Origin of the sequence: Mesorhizobium jarvisii (genome assembly GCF_003601985.1) — a bacterium.
Lineage (GTDB): Bacteria > Pseudomonadota > Alphaproteobacteria > Rhizobiales > Rhizobiaceae > Mesorhizobium > Mesorhizobium jarvisii.
In genome coordinates this window covers 330,285-350,897 of the sequence record NZ_QZXA01000001.1, presented here as the reverse complement: position 1 = coordinate 350,897, position 20,613 = coordinate 330,285, and the positions used below count along the sequence as shown (strand labels likewise).

The window sequence follows — 20,613 nt, the reverse complement described above, 5'->3', positions numbered from 1 at the left end:
ATAAATCGGCCTGTCAGATGACGAATATCCAGTTGGCGATCAGCATCACCGCCACGCCGGCGACCAGCGTCAGATAGGGCAGCATGCCTGCTTTCTTCACCGCGAGGTCCGCTCCCGTCATGCCGAGATCGGCCAGCATGTGGTCGGGGAACTTGCCCTTGTCCTGGATGTAGTGGCGGAAGCAGAACACCGGGATGATCAGCGCCGCCGTGATCAGCCCAGCCCACAGCGCCATCGGGTTCCACACCTTGGCGCCGGCACCCATGAAGATGGCGTTGACGTAGGCGAAGATCGCTCCGATCCCGAGAAGCCAGGTCGGCGCTTTCCACGGCCGTGCGATATGGCCGTTGTCGATGCGGTGGATCCAGCCGGCATTGAGGTTGAGGAAGTTGAAGATGATGTAGCCGCAATTCGACACGGCGAGGATGAAGAAGAAGCTCGTCGCGTCGGCCGAGGCGATGGCCAGCACGATCAGGTTGAAGCAGAGGTCGGTCCACATCGCCCGTGTCGGGGCGCCATGTTCGTTGACGTGGCTGAGATAGCGCGGCAGCCAGCCATCGACCGAGCCCTGATAGAGCGTGCGCGAGGAGCCGGCCATCGCCGTCATGATGCACAGGACCAGCGCCAGGATCATCAGCATCACCAAGAGGCTGTGGATGATCTTGCCGCCGCCGACCATGCCGGCCAGTGCATCCGCCACGCCGGAGCCGTCGACGATCGGTGTCGCCAGCATGCCGTTCAAGCCGAGCACGCCCTGGAAGGTGAAGGGCACCAGGATGAACAGAAGCATGCAGAGCAGGCCGGAATAGAAGATGGCCTTGAACGTGTCGGTGCCGGGGTTCTTGAACTCGGAGGTGTAGCAGACGGCGGTTTCGAAGCCGTAGGTCGACCAGGCGGCGATGAACATGCCGCCGAGCACCAGCGTCCAGCCGGCGATGTTCCAGGCGCCCGGGTCCGGCGCATAGGCTGCGGCCAGCGGCACCAGCGGCGAGAAGTTGGCCCAGTTGATCTGTCCGGTGAAGATCGGCACGACGCCGACGATCAGCATCGGGATGATGACCAGCAGGCCGATATATTTCTGCACATTGGCCGTGCCGAGGATGCCGCGATGCTGGATCGAGAAGATGATCAGCATCAGCACCGCGCCGATGAAGAAGGTCGCGTTGAGCGTGAAGGAAACCGGACCCAGCGTGTGGCTGTACAGCGTCCAGTTGCGGATCGCCGGTGTCGCGGCCGCGGTCACCGCGGTGATGGCGTCGGCGGGCGCCGTTCCGGCATGCGCCGCTATATAGGCGACGACATCAGGCGAGGTCTCGGTGAACAACGGCACCGGCGCCAGCGCATTGAGGATATAGGCTGCGGCGATCGAGCAGCCGAGCGACAGCACCGGCGACCAAGCGAACCAGTTGCACCACACCGACAGCGGCGCGATGAACTTGGAGTAGCGCAGCCAGGCGGTGGCGCCGTAGATAGAGGCGCCGCCCGACTTGTTCGGGAACAGGCCGGCGATCTCGGCATAGGTGAAGGATTGCAGGAAGCCCATGATCATGGAGACCGTCCAGATCAGGAAAGCCAGTGTCCCCGTCGTGCCGGCGATGCCGCCGATCGAAAACAGGACCAGCGCCGGAACGCCGCTCGCCACCCAGAAGGCGCCGCGCCAGTCGATATGCCTGAGCAGCTTGCTTTCGGCAGGCTGCTCGAGGGCCGTGCTTATGGTGCTCATGTCAGTGACTTCCCCTTTTTCCAGTGTTCCCCGCCAGCGATGCCTCGGCTTTGCGAAGCTTGCTCCCCGGCACATGACCTTACGACTCCGGTGTTTCCACTCAGTCGTATTTTTTTCTTAGGAGTGAAGATTGATCCGGCGCGCTTTCACGTCAAGCGTTTTGTGACGCCGTGCACATCACGCTTGCGCGCGTACGCAACAATACGTCTCGCGGCACCGCCGGCGCCCGGTTTTGCCTGTCCGGAAGGCAGCAGTCACGAGCGAGGTCTGGTCTTCTGCGGATCGTAATGGGCGAAGGCGACGACGCGCGCCGGCAGCCGCTTGGCATGGCCGTCGAGCTTGCCGATCTCGACTTCGGTACCAACAGCCGCATGGGTGACGTCGAGCCTGGCCAGCGCAATGTTCTTGTTCAGCACCGGCGAGCGCATGCCCGAGGTGACGACGCCGATCTGGGCACGTCCGACATGCACACAATCGCCATGGCCGACCGCGACATTGCTGTCGATGTCGAGCCCGACCAGTTTGTTCTGCGGGTTCTCCTTGCGTCGGATCAGCGCGTCGCGGCCGATGAAATCGTCGGTCTTGCTCTTCAGCGGCACGGTGAAGCCGATGCCGGCCTCGAACGGATCGGTCTGGTCGGAAAATTCATAACCGGCGAAGATCAGCCCGGCCTCGATGCGCACCATGTCGAGCGCCTGCAGCCCCATCGGCTTCAGCCCGTGCGGCTGGCCGGCTTCCCAGATGGCGTCGAACACTTTTTCGGCGTCGCGCGGATGGCACCAGATCTCATAGCCGAGCTCGCCGGTATAGCCGGTGCGCGAGACGACGATCGGAATGCCGTTGCCGCCGCCGATGCGGGCGACCGCGAAGCGGAACCATTCGAGCTCATCGATCGACGGCTGCAGCGGCGAAGTCCAGATCACTTCTCTAAGGATATCGCGGCTCTTTGGACCCTGTACGGCGACATTGTGCATCTGGTCGGTCGACGACCGCACCAGCACGTTGAGGCCGAGCTTTGTCGCCGTTTCGCGCAGCCATTCGCCGGACAGATCGTCGCCGCCAACCCAGCGGAAATTGTCCTTGCCGAGCCTGAGCAGCGTGCCGTCATCGATCATGCCGCCATGCTCGTAGCACATGGCGGAGTAGACGACCTGGCCGACGCCAAGTTTTTTCACGTCGCGGGTCAGCGTGTATTGCAGCAGCGCTTCGGAATCCGGGCCGGTGACCTCGAATTTTCTGAGCGGCGACAGGTCCATGATCACGGCGTCCTGCCGACAGGCCCAGTACTCGGCGATGGCGCCTTCCCTAGCGAAGGAATTGGCCAGCCAGTAGCCCCTGTATTCCGAGAAATTGCGGGTGTGCTTGGCAAAGCTCGAATGAAAGGATGTCTCGCGGGTCATTTTCGGTTCCGAATCGGGCGTCATGCGTCTGGCGATCGCTCGCGAGAATTTGTGCTGGCCGGAATAGGTCCGCACATGGATGTCGGTGAGATCCCAGCCATTGGCCGGCGTCGTGTCGTCGGGACAGGCGGAGGAGACGCAGATGATGTCGGTCAGCGCCCTGAGCAGCACATAGTCGCCCGGCCGCGACCATGGCTCGTCGGAAACCATCACGCCATGCGCATCGATCGCCGTGTTGAAGAAGAAGTTGATCGCCATCCAGCCGGCGCGGGGGTTCACACCTTTGTCCGACAGGGCGCTGTTGAAATTCTCCGAGCAGTTGGTGTGGCCGGGATAGCCGATATCGTCGTAATATTTGGCGGCACACGCCAGTGCGAAGGCATCATGCCGGCCGCATGTGTCCTGCACCACCTCGACCAGCGGCTCCATGTCCTGGTCGTAATATTTGGAATGCAGGCCGGGCATCGGATAGCTCGACCCCATCAGCGTGCGGGTCGTCGTCACATCGAGCGGATGGTCGAGGCCCTTGTCCAGCTTGCGCGCCGAGAAGCACTGGAAATCGGTGCATTGGCGCCCGTCGACATCGATGATCTGCAAATAGTCGCCGGCCTTGACGAAGTAGGATTCCGCCGTTGCCGAATGGACGCGCAGATCGAGCACCGGATCGGCGAGGGGATTGGCCAACTGCGATTTTGTTTTCAGGCGGATCGTGGCGCGGCGCACGATGACGGTGAGCGGTGTCGCCGTATCATGGCCGTCGACCAGCATCGGCCCGCCGGGCGCAGCAATGATTATAGAGCCGTCGCGCGTGACTGTGAAACTCTGTTCCGTACCGGCGGGTGTTGTGCTGCCGAACACGCGCAGCGCCTTTGCCTGATCGAGCACCACCTGCCGGCGCGCCAGTCCGCGGCGCAGGGACGCGAGGCTGTCATCGCCCTCGGCGAGGAGCGCCTTGATGCCCGCGGCATTGCTGTTGGATTTCTCGCCAAAGATGCCGGGATCGGTGATGCCTGTGGTGTCCCAGGCCAGCAACTCGCAGGCCTGGCCGCCTTCGACATTGCGCACCGTGATCGTGTCGCCGGCTTCGACCTCGATCACTACCGCGCCATTGCCTTGGATCGTGTAGCGTTCCAGGCCCGGCGGCAGCGCGATCTGGCCGGGCCTCAGGATGAGGCTCGGTCGCGGCGGTCCGGCTGTGATTGTTGGGTAGGGCGACTGGCTCATCTCAGCCTTGCGGTTCGAGAAACAAGTTTGCCTGTGTGTGAAATTATTTTAGCAGCAAGAATAGCAGCGCGATTGCGTTTGGCAAGGCGAAGGGCGCATCTTCCCTTCTCCGCTTGTGGGAGAAGGTGGATCGGCGCGCAGTGCCGAGATGGTTGAGGGGTGCGTGACGGAGTGCCGTCATTACCAAGCTGGAACACCCCTCATCCGACCGAGCTTCGCTCGGCCACCTTCTCCCACAAGGGGAGAAGGGAGGAGCGCGCACGAGCGCTACGCCAAATCTTCTGAATGCCCGACAACCACGCCATACTCAGCAGCCGAATCCAGCATCGTGTGCCATAGGCTTTCGGCGAAAGTCGCGAACACCAGCACGTTGAACACAGCCTGCCCATCTGCCTGATCATTCCCGCGCCACAGCGTGACGCTGGTGTGATCCATCGACGTGGCCGCCGCCGCACCGACAGCAAACACACTGGGATGCAGATCGATAGACGACATCTTGGCCAACATCGCTCGCGCCTTGGCGCCGGAGACGGCGATCAGCACCCGCGCATGCGATTGGTCGGACAGTGAAGCCGATCCAGCACGGAGAGGAGCGAGCGCCGCCATCGCGTGCTTGCGTCCCTTCGACAGAATGAAAAACTGATCCGGTCCCGACCAGATCAGCGTGGCATCAGCCGTGCCGACCGCCTTCGGCGTTTCTGGAGCGGCAACACCAAAGCGAACTTTGGCGGCCTTGGCCAGCTCCGCCGTCTTGCCGCGCCGCGCCATCACCTGGACGAGGTCGAAATTGCGGATCTCGGTCAGCGTCACGCCGGCATCGCCATGCGCGCCATACCGCCCGACCGCGAGCACGCGATCGAGCGGACTGCGAACGTCCCAGGAAAACTCAGCCACGCTGGCGCCCTCCATCCGGATCGTAGAAAACGGGATTGCAGAGCTCGACGTCATAGTCCTCGCCGCGTATCGGGTCATGCGCATGGACGATCTCGCCGATGCGCTCGCGTCCGCGCTCGACAAGCGCGAGCCCGATCCACTGGTCTGATGTCGGCGAGAAGCAGACCGAGGTGACATAGCCCTGGTCGTTGCCTGGCCCAGGCGTCTGCCCCTTCGGGATGATGTGCGCGCCCGAGCGCAGCCGGCGCGCTCTGTCCGTCGGCTTGATGCCGACCACGACCTGCCGGTCGGGCGCGGCCAGCGCCTCGCGGCCGGCCATGACGCGGCCGATGAAGTCTTTCTTGGTCGACATCATCTTGCCTAGGCCGAGATCGGCGGCCGTTGTCGTGCCGCTCAGTTCCGGTCCGGCGATGTGACCCTTTTCGATGCGCATCACGCCAAGCGCCTCGGTGCCGTAAGGCGTGACGCCGAACGGTTTGCCGGCCAGCATCAGATTGCGCGCCATCGCCTCGCCGTAGCGTGCCGGAACGGAAATCTCGAACGCCATCTCGCCGGAGAAGGAGATGCGGAACAGCCTTGCCTTGATGCCGCCGCGCAAGGCGACTTCGCGCGCGCCCATGAACGGAAAGCCTTCATTGGACAGGTCCTCCGTCGGGTCGACGATCTCCTTCAGCAGGTCGCGGGTCTTCGGGCCGGCGATGGAAAACTGCGCCCACTGGTCGGAGACGGAGGTCAGCTGCACGTCGAGCTCGGGAAACAGCACCTGCCGGCAGAATTCGAGATGCTGCATCACCAGTCCGGCCTTGGCCGTGGTGGTGGTCAGGAAATAATGATCCTCGGCCAACCGTGACGTCGTGCCGTCATCATAGACGATGCCGTCTTCCCGCAGCATCAGCCCATAGCGCGCCTTGCCGACCGCGAGGTTGGAGAAGGTGTTGATGTAGACGCGGTCGAGGAAGGCGCCGGCATCCGGGCCAAGCACGTCGATCTTGCCGAGTGTCGAGACATCGCAGAAACCGACGCCGCTTCGCACCGCCTTGACCTCGCGCGTCACCGATTCCAGCCAGTCCTTCTCGCCGGCGCGGGGGTACCACTGAGCCCGCTTCCAGAGTCCTGTGTCAACGAAAACAGCACCCTGTTCGGCGGCCCAGTGATGCGACGGCGTCAGCCGCGTCGCATGAAAGGTCTCGTCGCGATGATGGCCGGCAAAGGCGCCGATGGCGACCGGCACGTAAGGCGGCCGGTAGATGGTGGTGCCGGTCTCAGGAATGGACTTGCCGGTCACCGCAGCCATGATGGCGAGGCCGGCGACGTTGGACGTCTTGCCCTGGTCGGTCGCCATGCCAAGCGTGGTGTAGCGCTTCAGATGCTCGACCGATTCAAAACCCTCGCGCTGCGCCAGTTCGATGTCGGAGGCGGTGACATCGTGCTGGTAGTCGACGAAGGCCTTGCCCTTGCCGGTGACGTGCCAGAGCGGCGTCAGCGAAAAAGCTTCGTCGTCGGCGACAGGCGCGGTGCCTGCCTTGCCATTGTGTCCGGCATGGTGTGCCGCGGCCGCGCCGGCGGCAAACCCTTGGGCGAGGCAGATGCCAAGTCCGAAATCGCCGTTGGCCGCACCGGCCGCGACCATGCCGGGAGGCGCGCCGTCGGGCACGAAGGCGGCGATGTCGTCGCGCCATTTCGGCCGGCCGCGATGATAGGAGGTGAGCCCGACCGCCGGGTTCCAGCCGCCGGAAACCGCCAGCCCGTCGGCCTCGACTTCGGCGCGTGCGCCGCCGGTCAGCGACACCGCGATCTTTTTGACGCCGTCCTTGCCGCCATCGACGCCGGTCACGGAGCCGTGCAGCACCGGGAAGCCACCCTTGGAGGCGAGCGAGCGATGTGCGGGCGACACGTCAGGCCGCGCGTCGATCACCGCCGCGATTTGCAATCCCGCGCCGAGTGCTGTCTCGACCGTGCGCCAGCCATCCTCATTGTTGGTGAACAGCGCGATGCGCTTTGCAGGAGCGGCGGCATAGCGTCCGACATAGGTTCGCATTGCCGAAGCCATCGTCACGCCGGGGGTGTCGTTGCCGGCAAAGACGATCGGTCGCTCGAGGGCGCCGGCCGCGACCACGCAGCGCTTGGCCACGATGCGCCACATCCGCTGGCGCACCTGATGTTCGGGTGGCGAGGGCAGGTGGTCGTTGACCCGCTCCAGCGCGCCATAGGTGCCGCCGTCATAGACGCCGAACAGCGTCGTGCGGGTCATGATGCGGACATCGGGCATTGCCGCCAGTTCGGCCAGCGTCCGCGACAGCCATTCGGCGGCCGGCAGGCCATCGATCGTGCCGCCATCCGACAGCAGGCGGCCGCCGAACGCAAAATCCTCTTCGCACAGGATGACGCGGGCGCCGCTGCGGCCGGCGGCCAACGCCGCCGCCAGACCGGCCGGACCGGACCCGGCGATCAGCACATCGCAATGCGCCCAGGCCTTGTCGTAGTGGTCGGGATCGGCGACGCCCGCAGCGCGGCCGAGGCCGGCGGCGCGGCGGATCGCCGGCTCATAGATGGCTTCCCAGAACTTCGCCGGCCACATGAAGGTCTTGTAGTAGAAGCCGGCGACGAAGATCGGCGCGAACAGCTGGTTCACCGACATCACGTCGAAGCGCAGCGACGGCCAGCGATTCTGGCTGGCGGCCTCGAGCCCCTCATAGAGTTCGGCCGTCGTCGCCTTGGTGTTCGGCTCGCGCCGTGCGCCGGTGCGCAATTCGACCAGCGCGTTGGGTTCTTCCGAACCTGCGGTCAGGATGCCGCGCGGGCGATGGTATTTGAACGAGCGGCCGACCAGCTTGACGCCATTGGCGATCAGCGCTGAGGCCAGCGTGTCGCCCTGGAAGCCGGAGAAAGTCTTGCCGTCGAAGCGGAAGTTCAGTGGCTCCGAGCGGTCGATGAGACCGCCATTGCCCAACCGGTTTGTCTGCGCGCCGGCCATCACGCGCCGACCTTCGCCGCACCGGCGCCCGCAGCCGGCTCGACCGCGGAAATCTCATGCGTCAACGTGTTGCGGGTGACCTTCAGCCATGCCCGGCAGCCGCCGCCGTGATACCAGTTCTCGCTCATCACGCCGGCGACATTGTCGCGCAGATAGACATAGTCGTAGACCGCTTCCTCACCGGCATCCGCCGCCGGCCGCACCGGTTTGGCGTCGCCGAGATAGGTGAACTCGCCGAGTTCGCGTTCGCCGCAGAAGGGACAGACAATGCGCATGATTTTCCGGCCGTCCTCAGTGCAGGTTCGGTTGGGCGCCCTGGCCCTTTTCGTCGATCATGGCGCCAGTCCGGAACCGGTCGAGGCGGAATCGTGCAGCCTCTTCATGCGGCGTGTCGCGGGCCAGAAGATGGGCAAAGACGAAGCCTGAGCCGGGCGTCGCCTTGAAGCCGCCATAGCACCAGCCGGCGTTGAGATAGAGGCCTTCAACTGGCGTCTTGTCGATGATCGGCGAGCCGTCCATCGACATGTCCATGATGCCGCCCCATTGGCGCAAAAGCCGCACGCGCCCGATCATCGGCATCAGCGCCATGCCGCCCTCGCAGACATCCTCCATCACAGGCAGATTGCCGCGCTGGGCGTAGGAATTGTAGCCGTCAATGTCGCCGCCGAAGACAAGGCCGCCCTTATCCGACTGGCTGACATAGAAATGGCCGGCGCCGAAGGTCATGACGTTGGGGATCAGCGGCTTGATCGCCTCGGAGACGAAGGCCTGCAGCACGTGGCTTTCGATCGGCAGGCGCAGGCCCGCCATATCAGCGACGCGCGACGAGGAGCCGGCGACCGCCATGCCGACCTTGCCGGCGCCGATCCTGCCGCGCGAGGTTTCCACGCCGCTCACCTTGCCGTTGGCATCCCTGACAAAGCCGGTCACCTCGCAATTCTGGATGATGTCGACGCCGAGCTCGCTCGCCGCATGGGCATAGCCCCAGACCACGGCATCGTGCCGCGCCGTGCCGCCGCGCCGCTGCAACAGCCCGCCTTGCACGGGGAAACGCGCATTGTCGAAGTTCAGGAACGGCATCATCTTCTTGACCGCCGCGAGGTCGAGCAGTTCGGCGTCGATGCCGTTAATGCGCATGGTGTTGCCTCGCCGCGCATAGGCGTCGCGCTGCGCGTCGGAATGGTAGAGGTTGATGACGCCGCGCTGGCTGACCATCGCATTGTAGTTGAGGTCTTGCTCCATCCGCTCCCACAGCTTCATCGACAATTCGTAGAAGCCGGTATTGCCGGGCAGGCCGTAATTGGAGCGGATGATTGTGGTGTTGCGGCCGGCATTGCCGGAGCCGATCCAGCCTTTTTCCAGCACCGCGACATTCCTGATGCCGTACTCGCTGGCCAGGAACCAGGCGGTGGCCAGGCCATGGCCGCCACCGCCGATGATCACCACGTCGTAGCGATCTTTCGGCGTGGCGTCGCGCCAGGTGCGCTGCCAGTTCTTGTGGCCGGACAAGGCGGCGCGGGCGAGCGAGAAGATCGAGTATTTCATCAGTTCATTCCGAGGTCGCTCGCACCGGCAGGGAATTTTCTTGACGCATCGGATTTGCCCGAAAACCGTGTGACACTTTTCGGTCCGATGCGCCTAGATATCCAGCGTGTGGTCGCGCTCCCATTGCGTGAAGTGCGAAGCATAGGAATTCCATTCCTGGTGCTTCAGCTTTAGGTATGCCGACGAGAATTCCTCACCCAGCGCCGCCTTGAGTGATTTGTCCTTGTCGAACTCGCGCAGTGCGTCGAGCAGGTTGAGTGGCAGTTTCGGCGCGCCCTTCACCGTGTGGCCGTGCTGGTACATGTCGATGTCGTAGCGCTTGCCGGGATCGGCCTTGGAGCGGATGCCGTCGAGGCCGGCGGCAATGATCACGGCCTGCAAGAGATAGGGGTTTGCCGCACCATCGGGCAGGCGCAGCTCGAAGCGGCCGGGGCCCGGCACGCGCACCATGTGGGTGCGGTTGTTGCCGGTCCACGTCACCGTGTTCGGCGCCCAGGTCGCGCCGGAAATCGTGCGCGGGGCATTGATGCGCTTGTAGGAATTGACCGTCGGGTTGGTGATCGCGGCGAGTGCGGAGGCATGCTTCATGATGCCGCCGAGGAAGTGCTTGCCCTTGGCCGATAGGCCGAGCTCCATCGAATTGTCGGCGAAGACATTGGTCTTGCCCGCCTTGTCCCACACCGAGATGTGGGCATGGCAGCCATTGCCGGTCAGGCCCTGGAAGGGTTTCGGCATGAAGGTGGCCCGCAGGCCGTGCTTCTCGGCCACCGACTTGACCATGAATTTGAAGAAGGAGTGCTTGTCGGCGGTGGCGAGCACGTCGTCGAAGGCCCAGTTCATCTCGAACTGGCCGTTGGCGTCCTCATGGTCGTTCTGGTAGGGGCCCCAGCCGAGTTCCAGCATGTGGTCGCAGATCTCGGCGATGACGTCGTAGCGGCGCATCACCGCCTGCTGGTCGTAGCAGGGCTTCGAGGCCGTGTCGTATTGGTCTGATATAACGCTGCCGTCCGGCGAGATAAGGAAGAACTCGGCCTCGACGCCGGTCTTGACATGCATGCCGTCGCCGGCCGCCTCCGCGATCAGCCGCCGCAATGTGTTGCGCGGCGTCTGGTCGACCTCCTTGTCGTCCATGATGCAGTTGGCGGCGACCCAGGCCACTTCCTTTTTCCATGGCAACTGGATGACCGAGTCCGGATCCGGCACCGCGAGCATGTCGGGATGCGCCGGCGTCAGGTCGAGCCAGGTGGCGAAGCCGGCAAAGCCGGCGCCATCCTTCTGCATGTCTGATATCGCCTGCGCCGGCACCAGCTTGGCGCGCTGGCCACCGAACAGGTCGGTGTATGAAATCATGAAATATTTGACGCCGTTCTTTTTGGCGAAAGCGGCGAGATCGTTCCCCATTATAGTTCCTCGCTTATGGTATTTGGATGCTGTTTTAGAAGCCGTTCTTCCCCGGTATCCAGTTGGTGCCGGCGAGCGGCACGCCGGCCATGGCGGCTGCCTCGATCGTCAGGGCGACGAGATCCTCGGGTTCGAGATTGTGCAGGCTGTTCTTGCCGCAGGCCCGCGCAATCGTCTGCGCCTCAAGCGTCATCACCTTGAGATAGTTGGCGAGCCGCCGTCCAGCAGCGATCGGATCGACCCGCTTCATCAGCTCCGGGTCCTGTGTGGTGATGCCGGCGGGATCGCGGCCTTCATGCCAGTCATCATAGGCGCCGGCCGTGGTGCCGAGCTCGTTATACTCCGCCTCCCAGCGGGGATCGTTGTCGCCGAGCGCGACGAGAGCAGCCGTGCCGATCGAGACCGCATCGACGCCGAGTGCAAGCGCCTTGGCGACATCGGCGCCGTTGCGGATGCCGCCGGAGACGATCAGCTGCACCTTGCGGTGCATGCCGAGATCCTGTAGCGCCTGCACCGCGGGCCTTATGCAGGCGAGCGTCGGCTGGCCGACATTCTCGATGAACACTTCCTGCGTTGCCGCCGTGCCGCCCTGCATGCCGTCGACGACGACGACATCGGCGCCGGCCTTCACCGCAAGCGCGGTATCGTAATAGGGGCGGGCGCCGCCGACCTTGACGTAGATCGGCTTCTCCCAGTCGGTGATTTCGCGCAGTTCGAGGATCTTGATCTCGAGATCGTCCGGGCCGGTCCAGTCGGGATGGCGCGAGGCCGAGCGCTGGTCGATGCCCTTGGGCAGGGTGCGCATTTCTGCGACGCGGTCGGAAATCTTCTGGCCGAGCAGCATGCCGCCGCCGCCGGGCTTGGCGCCCTGGCCGACAACCACCTCGATCGCATCGGCACGGCGCAGGTCGCGCAAATTCATGCCATAGCGTGACGGCAGATATTGATAGACCAGTTGCTTGGAATGGCCGCGCTCTTCCTCGGTCATGCCGCCGTCTCCCGTGGTGGTCGAGGTGCCCGCCAGGGTCGCGCCGCGTCCGAGCGCTTCCTTGGCCGGGCCGGAGAGCGAACCAAAGCTCATGCCGGCAATGGTGATCGGTATCTTCAACTCGATCGGCTTCTTGGCATGGCGCGAGCCGAGCACGACTGATGTGTCGCAGCGCTCGCGATAACCTTCGAGCGGATAGCGCGAGATTGAGGCGCCGAGGAACAGCAGGTCGTCGAAATGCGGCAGCTTGCGCTTGGCGCCGGCGCCCCGGATGTCATAGATGCCGGTCGCCGCGGCGCGACGGATTTCGGAAAGCGTGTAGTCGTCGAAGGTCGCGGATTTGCGCGGCGTCGTCGGCGGGTTGCGATAGGTCATGCTGCCTCAATACGCGTCGGCGTTGTCGATATTGAAATTGTAGAGGGTGCGCGCCGAGCCGTAGCGCTTGAACTCCGATGGCTTGACGCCGGTGACGCCGGCGCGGTCGAGCAGCCCCTGAAGCAGTTCCAGGTGTTCGGCCCGCATCTCCTTGGCGATGCAGTCGGCGCCGAGGCTGTCGACCTTGCCGCGCACGAACAGCCGCGCCTCGTAGATGGAGTCGCCCAGCGCATCGCCGGCATCACCCAGCACCACCAGATTGCCGGACTGCGCCATGAAGGCCGACATGTGGCCGATATTACCGTGCACGACGATATCGATGCCTTTCATCGAGATGCCGCAGCGCGACGAGGCATTGCCCTCGATGACCAGCAGGCCGCCCTTGCCGGTGGCGCCGGCATATTGGCTGGCGTCGCCTTTCACGATGATCGAGCCCGACATCATATTCTCGCCGACGCCGGGTCCGGCCGAGCCGTGCACGGTGATCGTGCTGCCTGAATTCATACCGCCGCAGTAATAGCCGACGCTGCCGCGCACATCGATGGTGACGGGCTGGTCGACGCCGACGGCGACCGAATGGCTGCCCTTTGGATGCAGCACTTCCCACGCCGTTTCGTTGGAACCGGGCGTCAGATTGTGCAGCGCCTGGTTAAGCTCGCGCAGCGACGACACATCGAGATCGAAGATCCGGGAGGCCTGGTCGTGCGACGCCGCCTTTGAAAGTTTGGTTGCCGGCATGAACTCAATGCTCCCAGAAATAGACGGTTGCGGGTTCCGGTTCCCAGACCCTCGCATTGTCTATGCCGGGCAGTTTGGTCAGCGCGCGATATTCCGAGCCGAAGGCGACATACTGGTCGGTTTCGGCCATGACGGCGGGCTTGCAGGCGATCGGGTCGCGCACCACGCCAAAACCGTTCTTGGTGCCGACGACGAAGGTGAAGAAGCCGTCGAGGTCCGAAAGCGTGCCTTCCAGCGCTTCGCCGAGGTTCTTGCCATGCGCCATCTGCGAGGAGAGATAGGCGGCCGCGACCTCGGTATCGTTCTCGGTCTCGAATTTCATGCCCTCACGGATCAGCTCGCGGCGGACATTGTTGTGGTTGGAGAGCGAGCCATTGTGCACCAGGCACTGGTCGGCGCCGGTCGAGAAGGGATGCGCGCCCATCGTCGTCACCGCGGATTCCGTCGCCATGCGGGTGTGGCCGATACCATGCGTGCCGCTCATCTTGCGGACGTCGAAGCGATCGACAACCGCCTCCGGCAGTCCGACTTCCTTGTAGATCTCGACGACGTCGCCGGCGCCCATGATGCGGATGTCGGGGCGCAGCGCCTGGATCGCCTCGCGCGCTTCGTCGATCTTGGCAGGCGCGGTCCTGACAACGGCATGGGTCGACTTCACCGCAATGCTCACGGGCGCACCGATGGCCTTGGCAAGCTCGGTATCGAGGTCGCGAAAATCGCGCGCGGGCTTCGCCGACTGGATGGTGATCTTGGCCTCATTGCTGGAAGGCGCGCCATAGATGGCGATGCCTGCGCTGTCGGGCCCGCGGTCGCTGAGCGATACCAGCATCTCCGACAGCATCGCGCCGAGCTTCGGCTCCAGCGACTTGTCCTTTAAAAACAGTCCGACAATTCCACACATGTCAGCCTCCCGGCGTTTGTAGCTAGAAGATGATGTATCGGATGAGTCCCGCAAATTCAATCATATGAAAAAAATTTTCCTGTAGTTACGTATGTGGCGCAATGCCGCTTTGCGAATTATCACTGCCCTGCGCGGCATTGTGAACCCATTGGGCATGGCGGATACGGGCGAGCTTGTAGGCGTCCAAGATGGATAGCGCATAGATCAGCAAGCCGCCGGCGTGACGGCCGATGAAGCTGGCGTCGGGCGGCGCGATCTTGGCGGTCACCCAAGCCAGGATCACCATGAAGAAAAGGAACTGCAGCCCGCGCACCGGCACGCCCAGAATGACATGGCCGCTTGCCGGCAGCACGATTGACGCGCCGAGGACGAGATAAGGGCTCACCGGTGCCGGCTGCGTATTCAAACTGGTCATGCGGCTTGCCGTTCGCTTTGGTTGATGGCGTCGCGCAGTGCCGAGAGCGAGGTGAGCAGCCGCTCGATCAGCGCTGGATCGATCTGTGCCTCACCGAACGCGGCCTGCCGGAAAACGCCGTAGCGCGCCCGTTCGGCCTCGGCCAGCAGCCACACGATGCGCACGCCGTTTGGCGTGATCAGCAGTTCCTTGGCGCGCCCTTCCGAAAAGGGTTCCAGATGTTCGGCGATGATGCCTTGCGGGAAACGCGTGCCGCGGCGGTCGGTCCGCAGCACCGCCTCGGCCGGAAATCCCGGCGCCTTCGGCAGCGTATGCTGGAGGTGATCGAAATTGGAGAAGGTCGTCGGCGAGCCCGGCCGCATCATCATGTCGAACGTCGCTGGCACGGCTACCTTTTCGGTGATCGAAACGCTGAGCCAGCGCGCCGGGAGTTTTCGTGTCGCCAGCGTGTCGACGATGGTGCGCAACTGGACGCGCTGGCCGTTCCACGAGCCTTCCCAGGTGACGACACCGGCGGTGCCGTCCAAAACATCAGCGGCGTCGGCGACAATGGTGCGTATGCTGGCCTCCTCGGCGGCGAGTGCCGCCAATGCCCTGTTGCGGCTGCGCCGCGCCAGCCACGCAAGATGGAGGACGAGAGCCAGGACAATGACCCCGGCGAGCAGTGCTGATGTCACTTCGGACATTTGTCATGTCTGGCCCGCCAAGGATCGGGGCGGGCCGTCTCCCATCAATAGCCCTGCGGTTTCGGCCACGGCATGGTGAACTGGTCGCCGCGCCGCACGAATTTGTAGCGGTAGAAATGGAACCACAGCGAGATCAGGAAATAGAAGATGGTCATCGCGATCAGCTGCGAGCCGAAACCGAGGAAGATGGCGAAGAAGGTCACCACGCAAAGGCAGAACAGCACGATCGCCGGCAGCGGATGGAACGGGTGCGTGTAGCCACGGCGGATCGTGCCGAGCGGCCACTTCTTGCGGAACATCATGATGTTGATGCTCATGAAGGTGTATTGCAGCACGCCCGACAGGATCGAGAAGGTGATCGCCTGGTTGAGGTCGGCAATGAAGGCGAAGGCAAGCGCGATCGGCAGCAGGAACAGGATCGAGCGGTAGGGCGTGCGGTATTTCGGATGCACCGCCGAGAACCAGCTCGGCAGATAGCGGTCGCGGCCGAGCGAGAACCATGCGCGCGCTGCATCGTTGATGCAGCCATTGGCGGAGGCCAGCGCCGCCAGCAGCGTTGCGATGAACAAGAGGTTTTCCAGCAGCGGGCTGCCGGTCAGCTTGCCGGCGTCCCACAAGGGATAATAGGTGATGCCGAGATATTCCCAGGGCATCAGCGAGGCGCAGACATACCAGGTCATGGCGGCGGCGATCAAAAGCGTGATCATGCCGGCCATCGTGCCGTAGGGCAGCGAGCGGGCCGGCGAACGCACTTCCTCGGCCGCCTGCGTGGTGCCTTCGATGCCGAGATAATACCAGATGCCGAACTGGAAGGCGGCGATGACGCCGATCCAGCCATAGGGCAGCGCATTGCCCGGCGTCACCAACTCGTTGAGCTTCAGCACCGCGCCTTGCGTCCACGGGCTGACCGAGAAGAACAGGATGACGATCGAGACATAGGCAATTGCGGTGATGACGAAGTTGACGTTGAGCGTCATCAGCACGCCGCGATAGTTGAGCCAGGCCAGCACGACGATGGTGGCGGCGATGAAGGAATTGTGCGTGAGCCCTTCGACGCCGGCCTTGGCGACGATGGTGTCGCCCAGCAGGATCGCGTCCGAGACTTCGAGCATCGTGTAGGCGAAGACCAGGAACAGCGCGACGTTGAAGGCCATCAGCGGCCCGACAATATGCTTGGCCTGCGCGTATTGGCCGCCGGCCGCGGCGACCGTCGACGTTACCTCGGAATCGATCATGGCGACCGAGGTATAGAGCAGCCCGACGATCCAGCAGACGATCAGCGCGGCGAGCGCGCCGCCCTTGTCGGCCGAAAAATTCCAGCCGGTGAATTCACCGACCAGAACGATGCCGACGCCGAGTGCCCAGACATGGGCCGGGCCGAGCACCCGCAGCAGTGAAACCCTGTCGCCGTGAATTGCCGGTTCAAGTACGGTCGTCGTCATTGTTCGTCCCCACTCAAATCCGGTGTTTCTCGGAAACGGCTTCAAGCTCGCCTTCGCGTGACGAGGTCAGAACGTCTTCGGAATAGGTCGTGTCGACCTTGAACCAGTCGTAGAGCATCCACAGCGCGAGCACGATCGAGATGCCCCAGCATGCGTAAGAGAGTGAAATCCACATGGTGCGTCCCCGATTGCTTGTCTTCGGAACTCTTACTTGTCGTCGAATTTTTCGTTGATGACGTCGCGATATTCGCGGTCGGAGGCTCGGAACAGGAAGACGAAATAACCGATCAGCACCGCCGCCATGATGATCAGCGTCGGCCAGTCGATGACATAGTGGAACCGGTTCTGGATGACGTCATGCGCCGTCTCGGGCGTGTAGCCGAGCTTCTCCCAGATGGCGGCCATGGTCGGGTTCTGGCCAAGCGCTTCCCAGGTCTTGGCATCGAGCGCGTCGATGGATTTGGCGGCTCCGGCAAGGCCGAGCTTCAGCGGCAGCCACAACGCCACGAAGATGGCGACCACAACGACGACGATATCGAAAACCTGGCCGGCCTTGCTCTGCTCCGGCGGCGTATAGCGCGACATTTCTTGTACCCCTCAGGACTGGCGGTTGCGGGATGCGTCGGCGTTCTTGATGTCGAGGCCGTAGATGAAGTCCTTGTCTTCCTTGTAGTGTTTGACCATCGCCAGGATCGCGGCCGTGTTGAAGATCAGCACGGCGGCAGCGGCGATCGCGACGACGGCCTTGATGCCGGCGTGCGGGATGTATGGCCACGTCATGAACAGGACGAAGAGGATCGTCGCCCACAGGCAGATGATCAGCAGCGCGGATCCGCGCAAATCGGAACGGTACAGCACCTCGATGCGCTGCTGCAGGTCTGACATCGGTTTGTCCCCTTTTTTCGACGCCCCGGTTCCGAATCCACCGCGCATCGCTCTCTTTCAAGAGAGTGAAATTTTTTTCATAAATTCAGGCCGTTTACCGCAATTGTCAAGACGAATTTACGCTGAGTTAACCGTTTGCTTGGGGTGATGAATTTTGCCTGACAATGAAATTATTTGCTTTCAGGGGATTGCGGCCCTCCCGTGTTTGCGGTCAATATTCAACCCAAAGCTCCGGCCTCCAAGCCAAGGAGCGGGGAACAGTGGATTTTTGAACGGAGGACGATCGGATGACGGCATCCTGGAGATTTTCGACCCTGGCGGATCGCCATCGCGCGCTGGGTTCGAAGCTCGAAGACTGGAGCGGCATGGGCACCGCCTGGACCTACGACAAGGATGCTGACGAAGAGTACATCGCCATCCGCACCAAGGCCGGGCTGATGGATGTGTCGGGCCTGAAGAAGGTGCACATCACAGGGCCGCACGCCTCGCATCTCATCGATCTCGCAACCACCCGCGACGTCGAAAAGATCTATCCCGGCAAATCGGCCTATGCCTGCATGCTCAACGAGGCGGGAAAATTCACCGACGACTGCATCCTCTACCGCACCGGCCCGAACAGCTGGATGGTCGTGCATGGCTCGGGCACCGGCCATGAGGAATTGCAGCGCGCCGCGATGGGCCGCGATGTCTCGCTGCGCTTCGACGACAATCTGCACGATCTGTCGCTGCAGGGGCCGACCGCGGTCGACTATCTCGCCAAGCATGTGCCGGGGATTCGCGACCTCAACTATTTCCATCACATGCAGACGCAGCTGTTCGGTTTCCCCGTCATGATCTCGCGCACCGGCTATACCGGCGAGCGCGGCTACGAAATCTTCTGCCGCGGCCAGGATGCTGGCACGATCTGGGACAGGATCCTCGACGAGGGCAAGAGCGTCGGCATCATTCCCTGCCGCTTCACCACGCTCGACATGCTGCGCGTCGAAAGCTACCTGCTGTTCTATCCCTACGACAATTCGCAAAAATATCCGTTCGAGAATGAAAGTCCTGGCGACACGCTGTGGGAACTCGGCCTCGACTTCACCGTCAGCCCCGGCAAGACCGGCTTCCGTGGGGCCGATGAACATTACCGCCTGAAGGGCAAGGAGCGTTTCAAGATTTTTGGCGTGCTGCTCGACGGCAAGGAGCCGGCCGACGAGGGCGCGCCGGTCTATCGCGACGGCAAAAAGGTCGGCGTGGTGACCTGCGCCATGTATTCGCCGCTGGTCAAGAAATCGATGGGCATCGCCCGTCTCGACGTCGACTGCGCGGTCACGGACACCGAGCTCGAAATCCGCAACAAGAGCGGATCGATCAAAGCGACGGCGCAGCCATTGCCGTTCGACGATCCCAAGAAGACCAAGCGCACGGCGAAAGGCTGAGGCATACTCAACAGCGAGAGGTTCGAGGCACGAAGACTTAAATGGCAGCCAAAAGCATCATCAGCCGGCCGGTCTACGGAACGCTCTCTCCGCAGCCCGGCAAACATCATCTTTTCATCGCCGATGCCGAAGGTGCGCTCGCTATTTCAGATATGGCCGCAAAAGCGCCCGCCGGGTTTTTCGATGGCGCCGAAATCGACTTTATCCCGGGTCCGGACAACAAACACGTCGCCACCCTCAAAGCGCTGAAGCCGGCGCAGTTTCATCTCGCGCCATCCTTTGCCAGCCTGCTGCCGAGGCTGAAGCAGACGCTGGGCAATGCGCATATGGGCCTGCGCCTCTACCTCGCCGGCACCGAGGGATTGATCGGCCAGGCCATGCAGGTGGCGCTCGAAGCCGGTATCGACCACACCTCCATCCAGACCGAGCATCGCGGCTCGCTGGCCAGGCGCATGCAGTGCGTTCACTGCAAGGGCATCACCGAGAACGTCACGACACAGCCAGCAGCCTGTTCGCATTGCGGCCTGCTGCTTCTGGTGCGCGATCACTATTCGCGGCGCCTCGCCGCTTTCCAGGGTGTCTGCATCAACGCCGAGGATCGCTCGGAGATCCCTCCAATCGAGGAGGCCTTCCCATGAGCACCGGCACCACCAAGCTCGATGTCGTCGTCAGCGATGTCGTCCCGGTCAACGAACTGGTCACCTGCTTCCATTTCCGTCGCCGCGACGGCGAGCTGTTGCCGACCTTTTCCGGCGGTGCGCATGTCGTGGTGGAGATGCGCGATGGCGATCGCACGAGGCTCAATCCCTATTCGCTGATGGGTTCGCCGCTCGACACGCGCGAATACACGATCTCGGTGCGCCGCGACGATGTCGGCCGCGGCGGCTCGCTGTTCATGCACCGGTCCGTCAAGCCGGGCCTGGAGATGGTGATAAGCTATCCCGTCAATTTGTTTTCGCTCGATCTCAGGGCGAAGAAGCACTTGATGCTGGCCGGCGGTATCGGCATCACGCCCTTCATGGCGCAGACAGCGCAACTGGCGGGCGAGGGCGGCAATTTCGAACTGCACTACACCTGCCGGACCGCCTCTCTGGGCACTTATGCCGACGTGCTGCGGGAGCGCTACGACAGGCGCATCCGGCTCTACCATGACGACCGTGACGAGCGCATCGATCTCGACCGGCTGCTGTCGACGCAGCCGCTCGGCACGCATCTCTATGTCTGCGGCCCCGCTGGCATGATCAACTGGGTGCGCGACCGCGCGGCCGCCTTGGGCTGGCCATCGGAAGCCGTGCATTTCGAGCATTTCGCGGCACCCCAGCCCGGCCTGCCTTTCGACGTCACGTTGGCGGTCAGCGGCAAGACGATCCGCGTTGATGAACAGCAGAGCCTGCTGGAAGCGATCGAGGCCGCCGGTGTCGATCCGCCCTATCTCTGCCGAGGCGGCGTCTGCGGCCAATGCGAAACCAATGTCATCTCTTACGATGGCAAGTTCATCCACAACGACCACTGGCTGAGCGAGGAAGACCACCGCTCGGGCTGCAAGATCATGCCATGCGTGTCGCGCTTCGAGGGCCGGTCGCTGGTGCTGGAAAGATAGG

19 protein-coding genes are annotated in these 20,613 nt (G+C 63.1%); 3 read left to right on the top strand and 16 right to left on the bottom strand.

Annotation, left to right across the window (positions count from 1 at the left end):
• Positions 1-13: 13 nt before the first annotated feature.
• The 16 genes from D3242_RS01775 to D3242_RS01700 all read right to left on the bottom strand — a co-directional run bounded on the left by D3242_RS01775 (position 14) and on the right by D3242_RS01700 (position 17,591).
• On the bottom strand, positions 14-1,723 hold the full coding sequence (locus D3242_RS01775) for a trimethylamine N-oxide permease (protein WP_064983221.1): 1,710 nt from the start codon (positions 1,721-1,723) through the stop codon (positions 14-16).
• A gap of 254 nt (positions 1,724-1,977) precedes the next feature.
• Positions 1,978-4,347 carry a trimethylamine N-oxide demethylase gene (locus D3242_RS01770; protein ID WP_064983219.1) on the bottom strand — a complete coding sequence of 790 codons (2,370 nt, stop codon included), beginning with the start codon at positions 4,345-4,347 and terminating at the stop codon, positions 1,978-1,980.
• Between the two features lie 267 nt (positions 4,348-4,614).
• Positions 4,615-5,241, bottom strand: coding sequence for a sarcosine oxidase subunit gamma (locus D3242_RS01765; protein ID WP_038652306.1), 627 nt, complete (start codon positions 5,239-5,241; stop codon positions 4,615-4,617).
• On the bottom strand, positions 5,234-8,215 hold the full coding sequence (locus D3242_RS01760; protein WP_064983217.1) for a sarcosine oxidase subunit alpha: 2,982 nt from the start codon (positions 8,213-8,215) through the stop codon (positions 5,234-5,236). Before D3242_RS01760 ends, D3242_RS01765 begins: the two co-directional genes overlap by 8 nt.
• Entirely contained in the window at positions 8,215-8,490 is a 276-nt protein-coding gene (locus D3242_RS01755; protein ID WP_038645274.1) for a sarcosine oxidase subunit delta, read from the bottom strand. The genes D3242_RS01760 and D3242_RS01755 overlap by 1 nt, the downstream gene beginning before the upstream one ends.
• Before the next feature lie 16 nt (positions 8,491-8,506).
• A complete protein-coding gene (locus D3242_RS01750) occupies positions 8,507-9,760 on the bottom strand; it encodes a sarcosine oxidase subunit beta family protein (protein WP_038645276.1) in 1,254 nt (417 codons plus the stop codon).
• A 93-nt stretch (positions 9,761-9,853) separates the two neighbouring features.
• Positions 9,854-11,161, bottom strand: coding sequence for a type III glutamate--ammonia ligase (gene glnT, locus D3242_RS01745; RefSeq protein WP_019856856.1), 1,308 nt, complete (start codon positions 11,159-11,161; stop codon positions 9,854-9,856).
• Positions 11,162-11,195: 34 nt separating this feature from the next.
• A complete protein-coding gene (locus tag D3242_RS01740; RefSeq protein WP_019856857.1) occupies positions 11,196-12,524 on the bottom strand; it encodes an FMN-binding glutamate synthase family protein in 1,329 nt (442 codons plus the stop codon).
• 6 nt (positions 12,525-12,530) lie between these two features.
• Positions 12,531-13,262 (bottom strand): GltB/FmdC/FwdC-like GXGXG domain-containing protein, encoded by a 732-nt coding sequence (locus D3242_RS01735; protein WP_019856858.1) that lies wholly within the window; start codon positions 13,260-13,262, stop codon positions 12,531-12,533.
• Between the two features lie 4 nt (positions 13,263-13,266).
• Positions 13,267-14,163 (bottom strand): class II glutamine amidotransferase, encoded by an 897-nt coding sequence (locus D3242_RS01730; RefSeq protein WP_019856859.1) that lies wholly within the window; start codon positions 14,161-14,163, stop codon positions 13,267-13,269.
• Positions 14,164-14,248: 85 nt separating this feature from the next.
• The gene (locus tag D3242_RS01725; protein ID WP_019856860.1) at positions 14,249-14,578 is read right to left on the bottom strand and encodes a hypothetical protein; all 330 of its coding nucleotides are present in this window, start codon (positions 14,576-14,578) and stop codon (positions 14,249-14,251) included.
• The gene (locus tag D3242_RS01720; protein ID WP_064983215.1) at positions 14,575-15,264 is read right to left on the bottom strand and encodes a hypothetical protein; all 690 of its coding nucleotides are present in this window, start codon (positions 15,262-15,264) and stop codon (positions 14,575-14,577) included. Before D3242_RS01720 ends, D3242_RS01725 begins: the two co-directional genes overlap by 4 nt.
• A gap of 44 nt (positions 15,265-15,308) precedes the next feature.
• Positions 15,309-16,706, bottom strand: a complete 1,398-nt coding sequence (locus tag D3242_RS01715; RefSeq protein ID WP_019856862.1) for an APC family permease — start codon at positions 16,704-16,706, stop codon at positions 15,309-15,311.
• A gap of 13 nt (positions 16,707-16,719) precedes the next feature.
• Positions 16,720-16,881 carry a hypothetical protein gene (locus D3242_RS01710; protein ID WP_019856863.1) on the bottom strand — a complete coding sequence of 54 codons (162 nt, stop codon included), beginning with the start codon at positions 16,879-16,881 and terminating at the stop codon, positions 16,720-16,722.
• A 32-nt stretch (positions 16,882-16,913) separates the two neighbouring features.
• A complete protein-coding gene (locus tag D3242_RS01705) occupies positions 16,914-17,291 on the bottom strand; it encodes a hypothetical protein (protein ID WP_019856864.1) in 378 nt (125 codons plus the stop codon).
• A 12-nt stretch (positions 17,292-17,303) separates the two neighbouring features.
• Positions 17,304-17,591: a hypothetical protein gene (locus D3242_RS01700; protein WP_027046594.1), complete on the bottom strand. Its 288-nt coding sequence runs from the start codon at positions 17,589-17,591 to the stop codon at positions 17,304-17,306.
• 287 nt (positions 17,592-17,878) lie between these two features.
• Here D3242_RS01700 and D3242_RS01695 point away from each other — a divergent pair, with 287 nt between their 5' ends.
• From D3242_RS01695 to D3242_RS01685, 3 genes are read left to right on the top strand one after another with little or no spacing between them, the layout of a single operon-like run.
• Positions 17,879-19,012: an aminomethyl transferase family protein gene (locus tag D3242_RS01695; protein WP_064983213.1), complete on the top strand. Its 1,134-nt coding sequence runs from the start codon at positions 17,879-17,881 to the stop codon at positions 19,010-19,012.
• A gap of 41 nt (positions 19,013-19,053) precedes the next feature.
• On the top strand, positions 19,054-19,650 hold the full coding sequence (locus D3242_RS01690; RefSeq protein WP_064983211.1) for a dimethylamine monooxygenase subunit DmmA family protein: 597 nt from the start codon (positions 19,054-19,056) through the stop codon (positions 19,648-19,650).
• The gene (locus tag D3242_RS01685; RefSeq protein WP_064983210.1) at positions 19,647-20,612 is read left to right on the top strand and encodes a PDR/VanB family oxidoreductase; all 966 of its coding nucleotides are present in this window, start codon (positions 19,647-19,649) and stop codon (positions 20,610-20,612) included. The genes D3242_RS01690 and D3242_RS01685 overlap by 4 nt, the downstream gene beginning before the upstream one ends.
• The last annotated feature ends 1 nt before the right edge of the window (position 20,613 follow it).

Excerpts from the sequence above, each read along its gene's own strand:
- D3242_RS01775 (WP_064983221.1), bottom strand. The coding sequence starts at position 1,723 with ATGAGCACCATAAGCACGGCCCTCGAGCAGCCTGCCGAAAGCAAGCTG.
- D3242_RS01770 (WP_064983219.1), bottom strand. The coding sequence starts at position 4,347 with ATGAGCCAGTCGCCCTACCCAACAATCACAGCCGGACCGCCGCGACCG.
- D3242_RS01760 (WP_064983217.1), bottom strand. The coding sequence starts at position 8,215 with ATGGCCGGCGCGCAGACAAACCGGTTGGGCAATGGCGGTCTCATCGAC.
- D3242_RS01755 (WP_038645274.1), bottom strand. The coding sequence starts at position 8,490 with ATGCGCATTGTCTGTCCCTTCTGCGGCGAACGCGAACTCGGCGAGTTC.
- D3242_RS01750 (WP_038645276.1), bottom strand. The coding sequence starts at position 9,760 with ATGAAATACTCGATCTTCTCGCTCGCCCGCGCCGCCTTGTCCGGCCAC.
- glnT (WP_019856856.1), bottom strand. The coding sequence starts at position 11,161 with ATGGGGAACGATCTCGCCGCTTTCGCCAAAAAGAACGGCGTCAAATAT.
- D3242_RS01740 (WP_019856857.1), bottom strand. The coding sequence starts at position 12,524 with ATGACCTATCGCAACCCGCCGACGACGCCGCGCAAATCCGCGACCTTC.
- D3242_RS01735 (WP_019856858.1), bottom strand. The coding sequence starts at position 13,262 with ATGCCGGCAACCAAACTTTCAAAGGCGGCGTCGCACGACCAGGCCTCC.
- D3242_RS01730 (WP_019856859.1), bottom strand. The coding sequence starts at position 14,163 with ATGTGTGGAATTGTCGGACTGTTTTTAAAGGACAAGTCGCTGGAGCCG.
- D3242_RS01725 (WP_019856860.1), bottom strand. The coding sequence starts at position 14,578 with ATGACCAGTTTGAATACGCAGCCGGCACCGGTGAGCCCTTATCTCGTC.
- D3242_RS01720 (WP_064983215.1), bottom strand. The coding sequence starts at position 15,264 with ATGTCCGAAGTGACATCAGCACTGCTCGCCGGGGTCATTGTCCTGGCT.
- D3242_RS01715 (WP_019856862.1), bottom strand. The coding sequence starts at position 16,706 with ATGACGACGACCGTACTTGAACCGGCAATTCACGGCGACAGGGTTTCA.
- D3242_RS01710 (WP_019856863.1), bottom strand. The coding sequence starts at position 16,881 with ATGTGGATTTCACTCTCTTACGCATGCTGGGGCATCTCGATCGTGCTC.
- D3242_RS01705 (WP_019856864.1), bottom strand. The coding sequence starts at position 17,291 with ATGTCGCGCTATACGCCGCCGGAGCAGAGCAAGGCCGGCCAGGTTTTC.
- D3242_RS01700 (WP_027046594.1), bottom strand. The coding sequence starts at position 17,591 with ATGTCAGACCTGCAGCAGCGCATCGAGGTGCTGTACCGTTCCGATTTG.
- D3242_RS01695 (WP_064983213.1), top strand. The coding sequence starts at position 17,879 with ATGACGGCATCCTGGAGATTTTCGACCCTGGCGGATCGCCATCGCGCG.
- D3242_RS01690 (WP_064983211.1), top strand. The coding sequence starts at position 19,054 with ATGGCAGCCAAAAGCATCATCAGCCGGCCGGTCTACGGAACGCTCTCT.
- D3242_RS01685 (WP_064983210.1), top strand. The coding sequence starts at position 19,647 with ATGAGCACCGGCACCACCAAGCTCGATGTCGTCGTCAGCGATGTCGTC.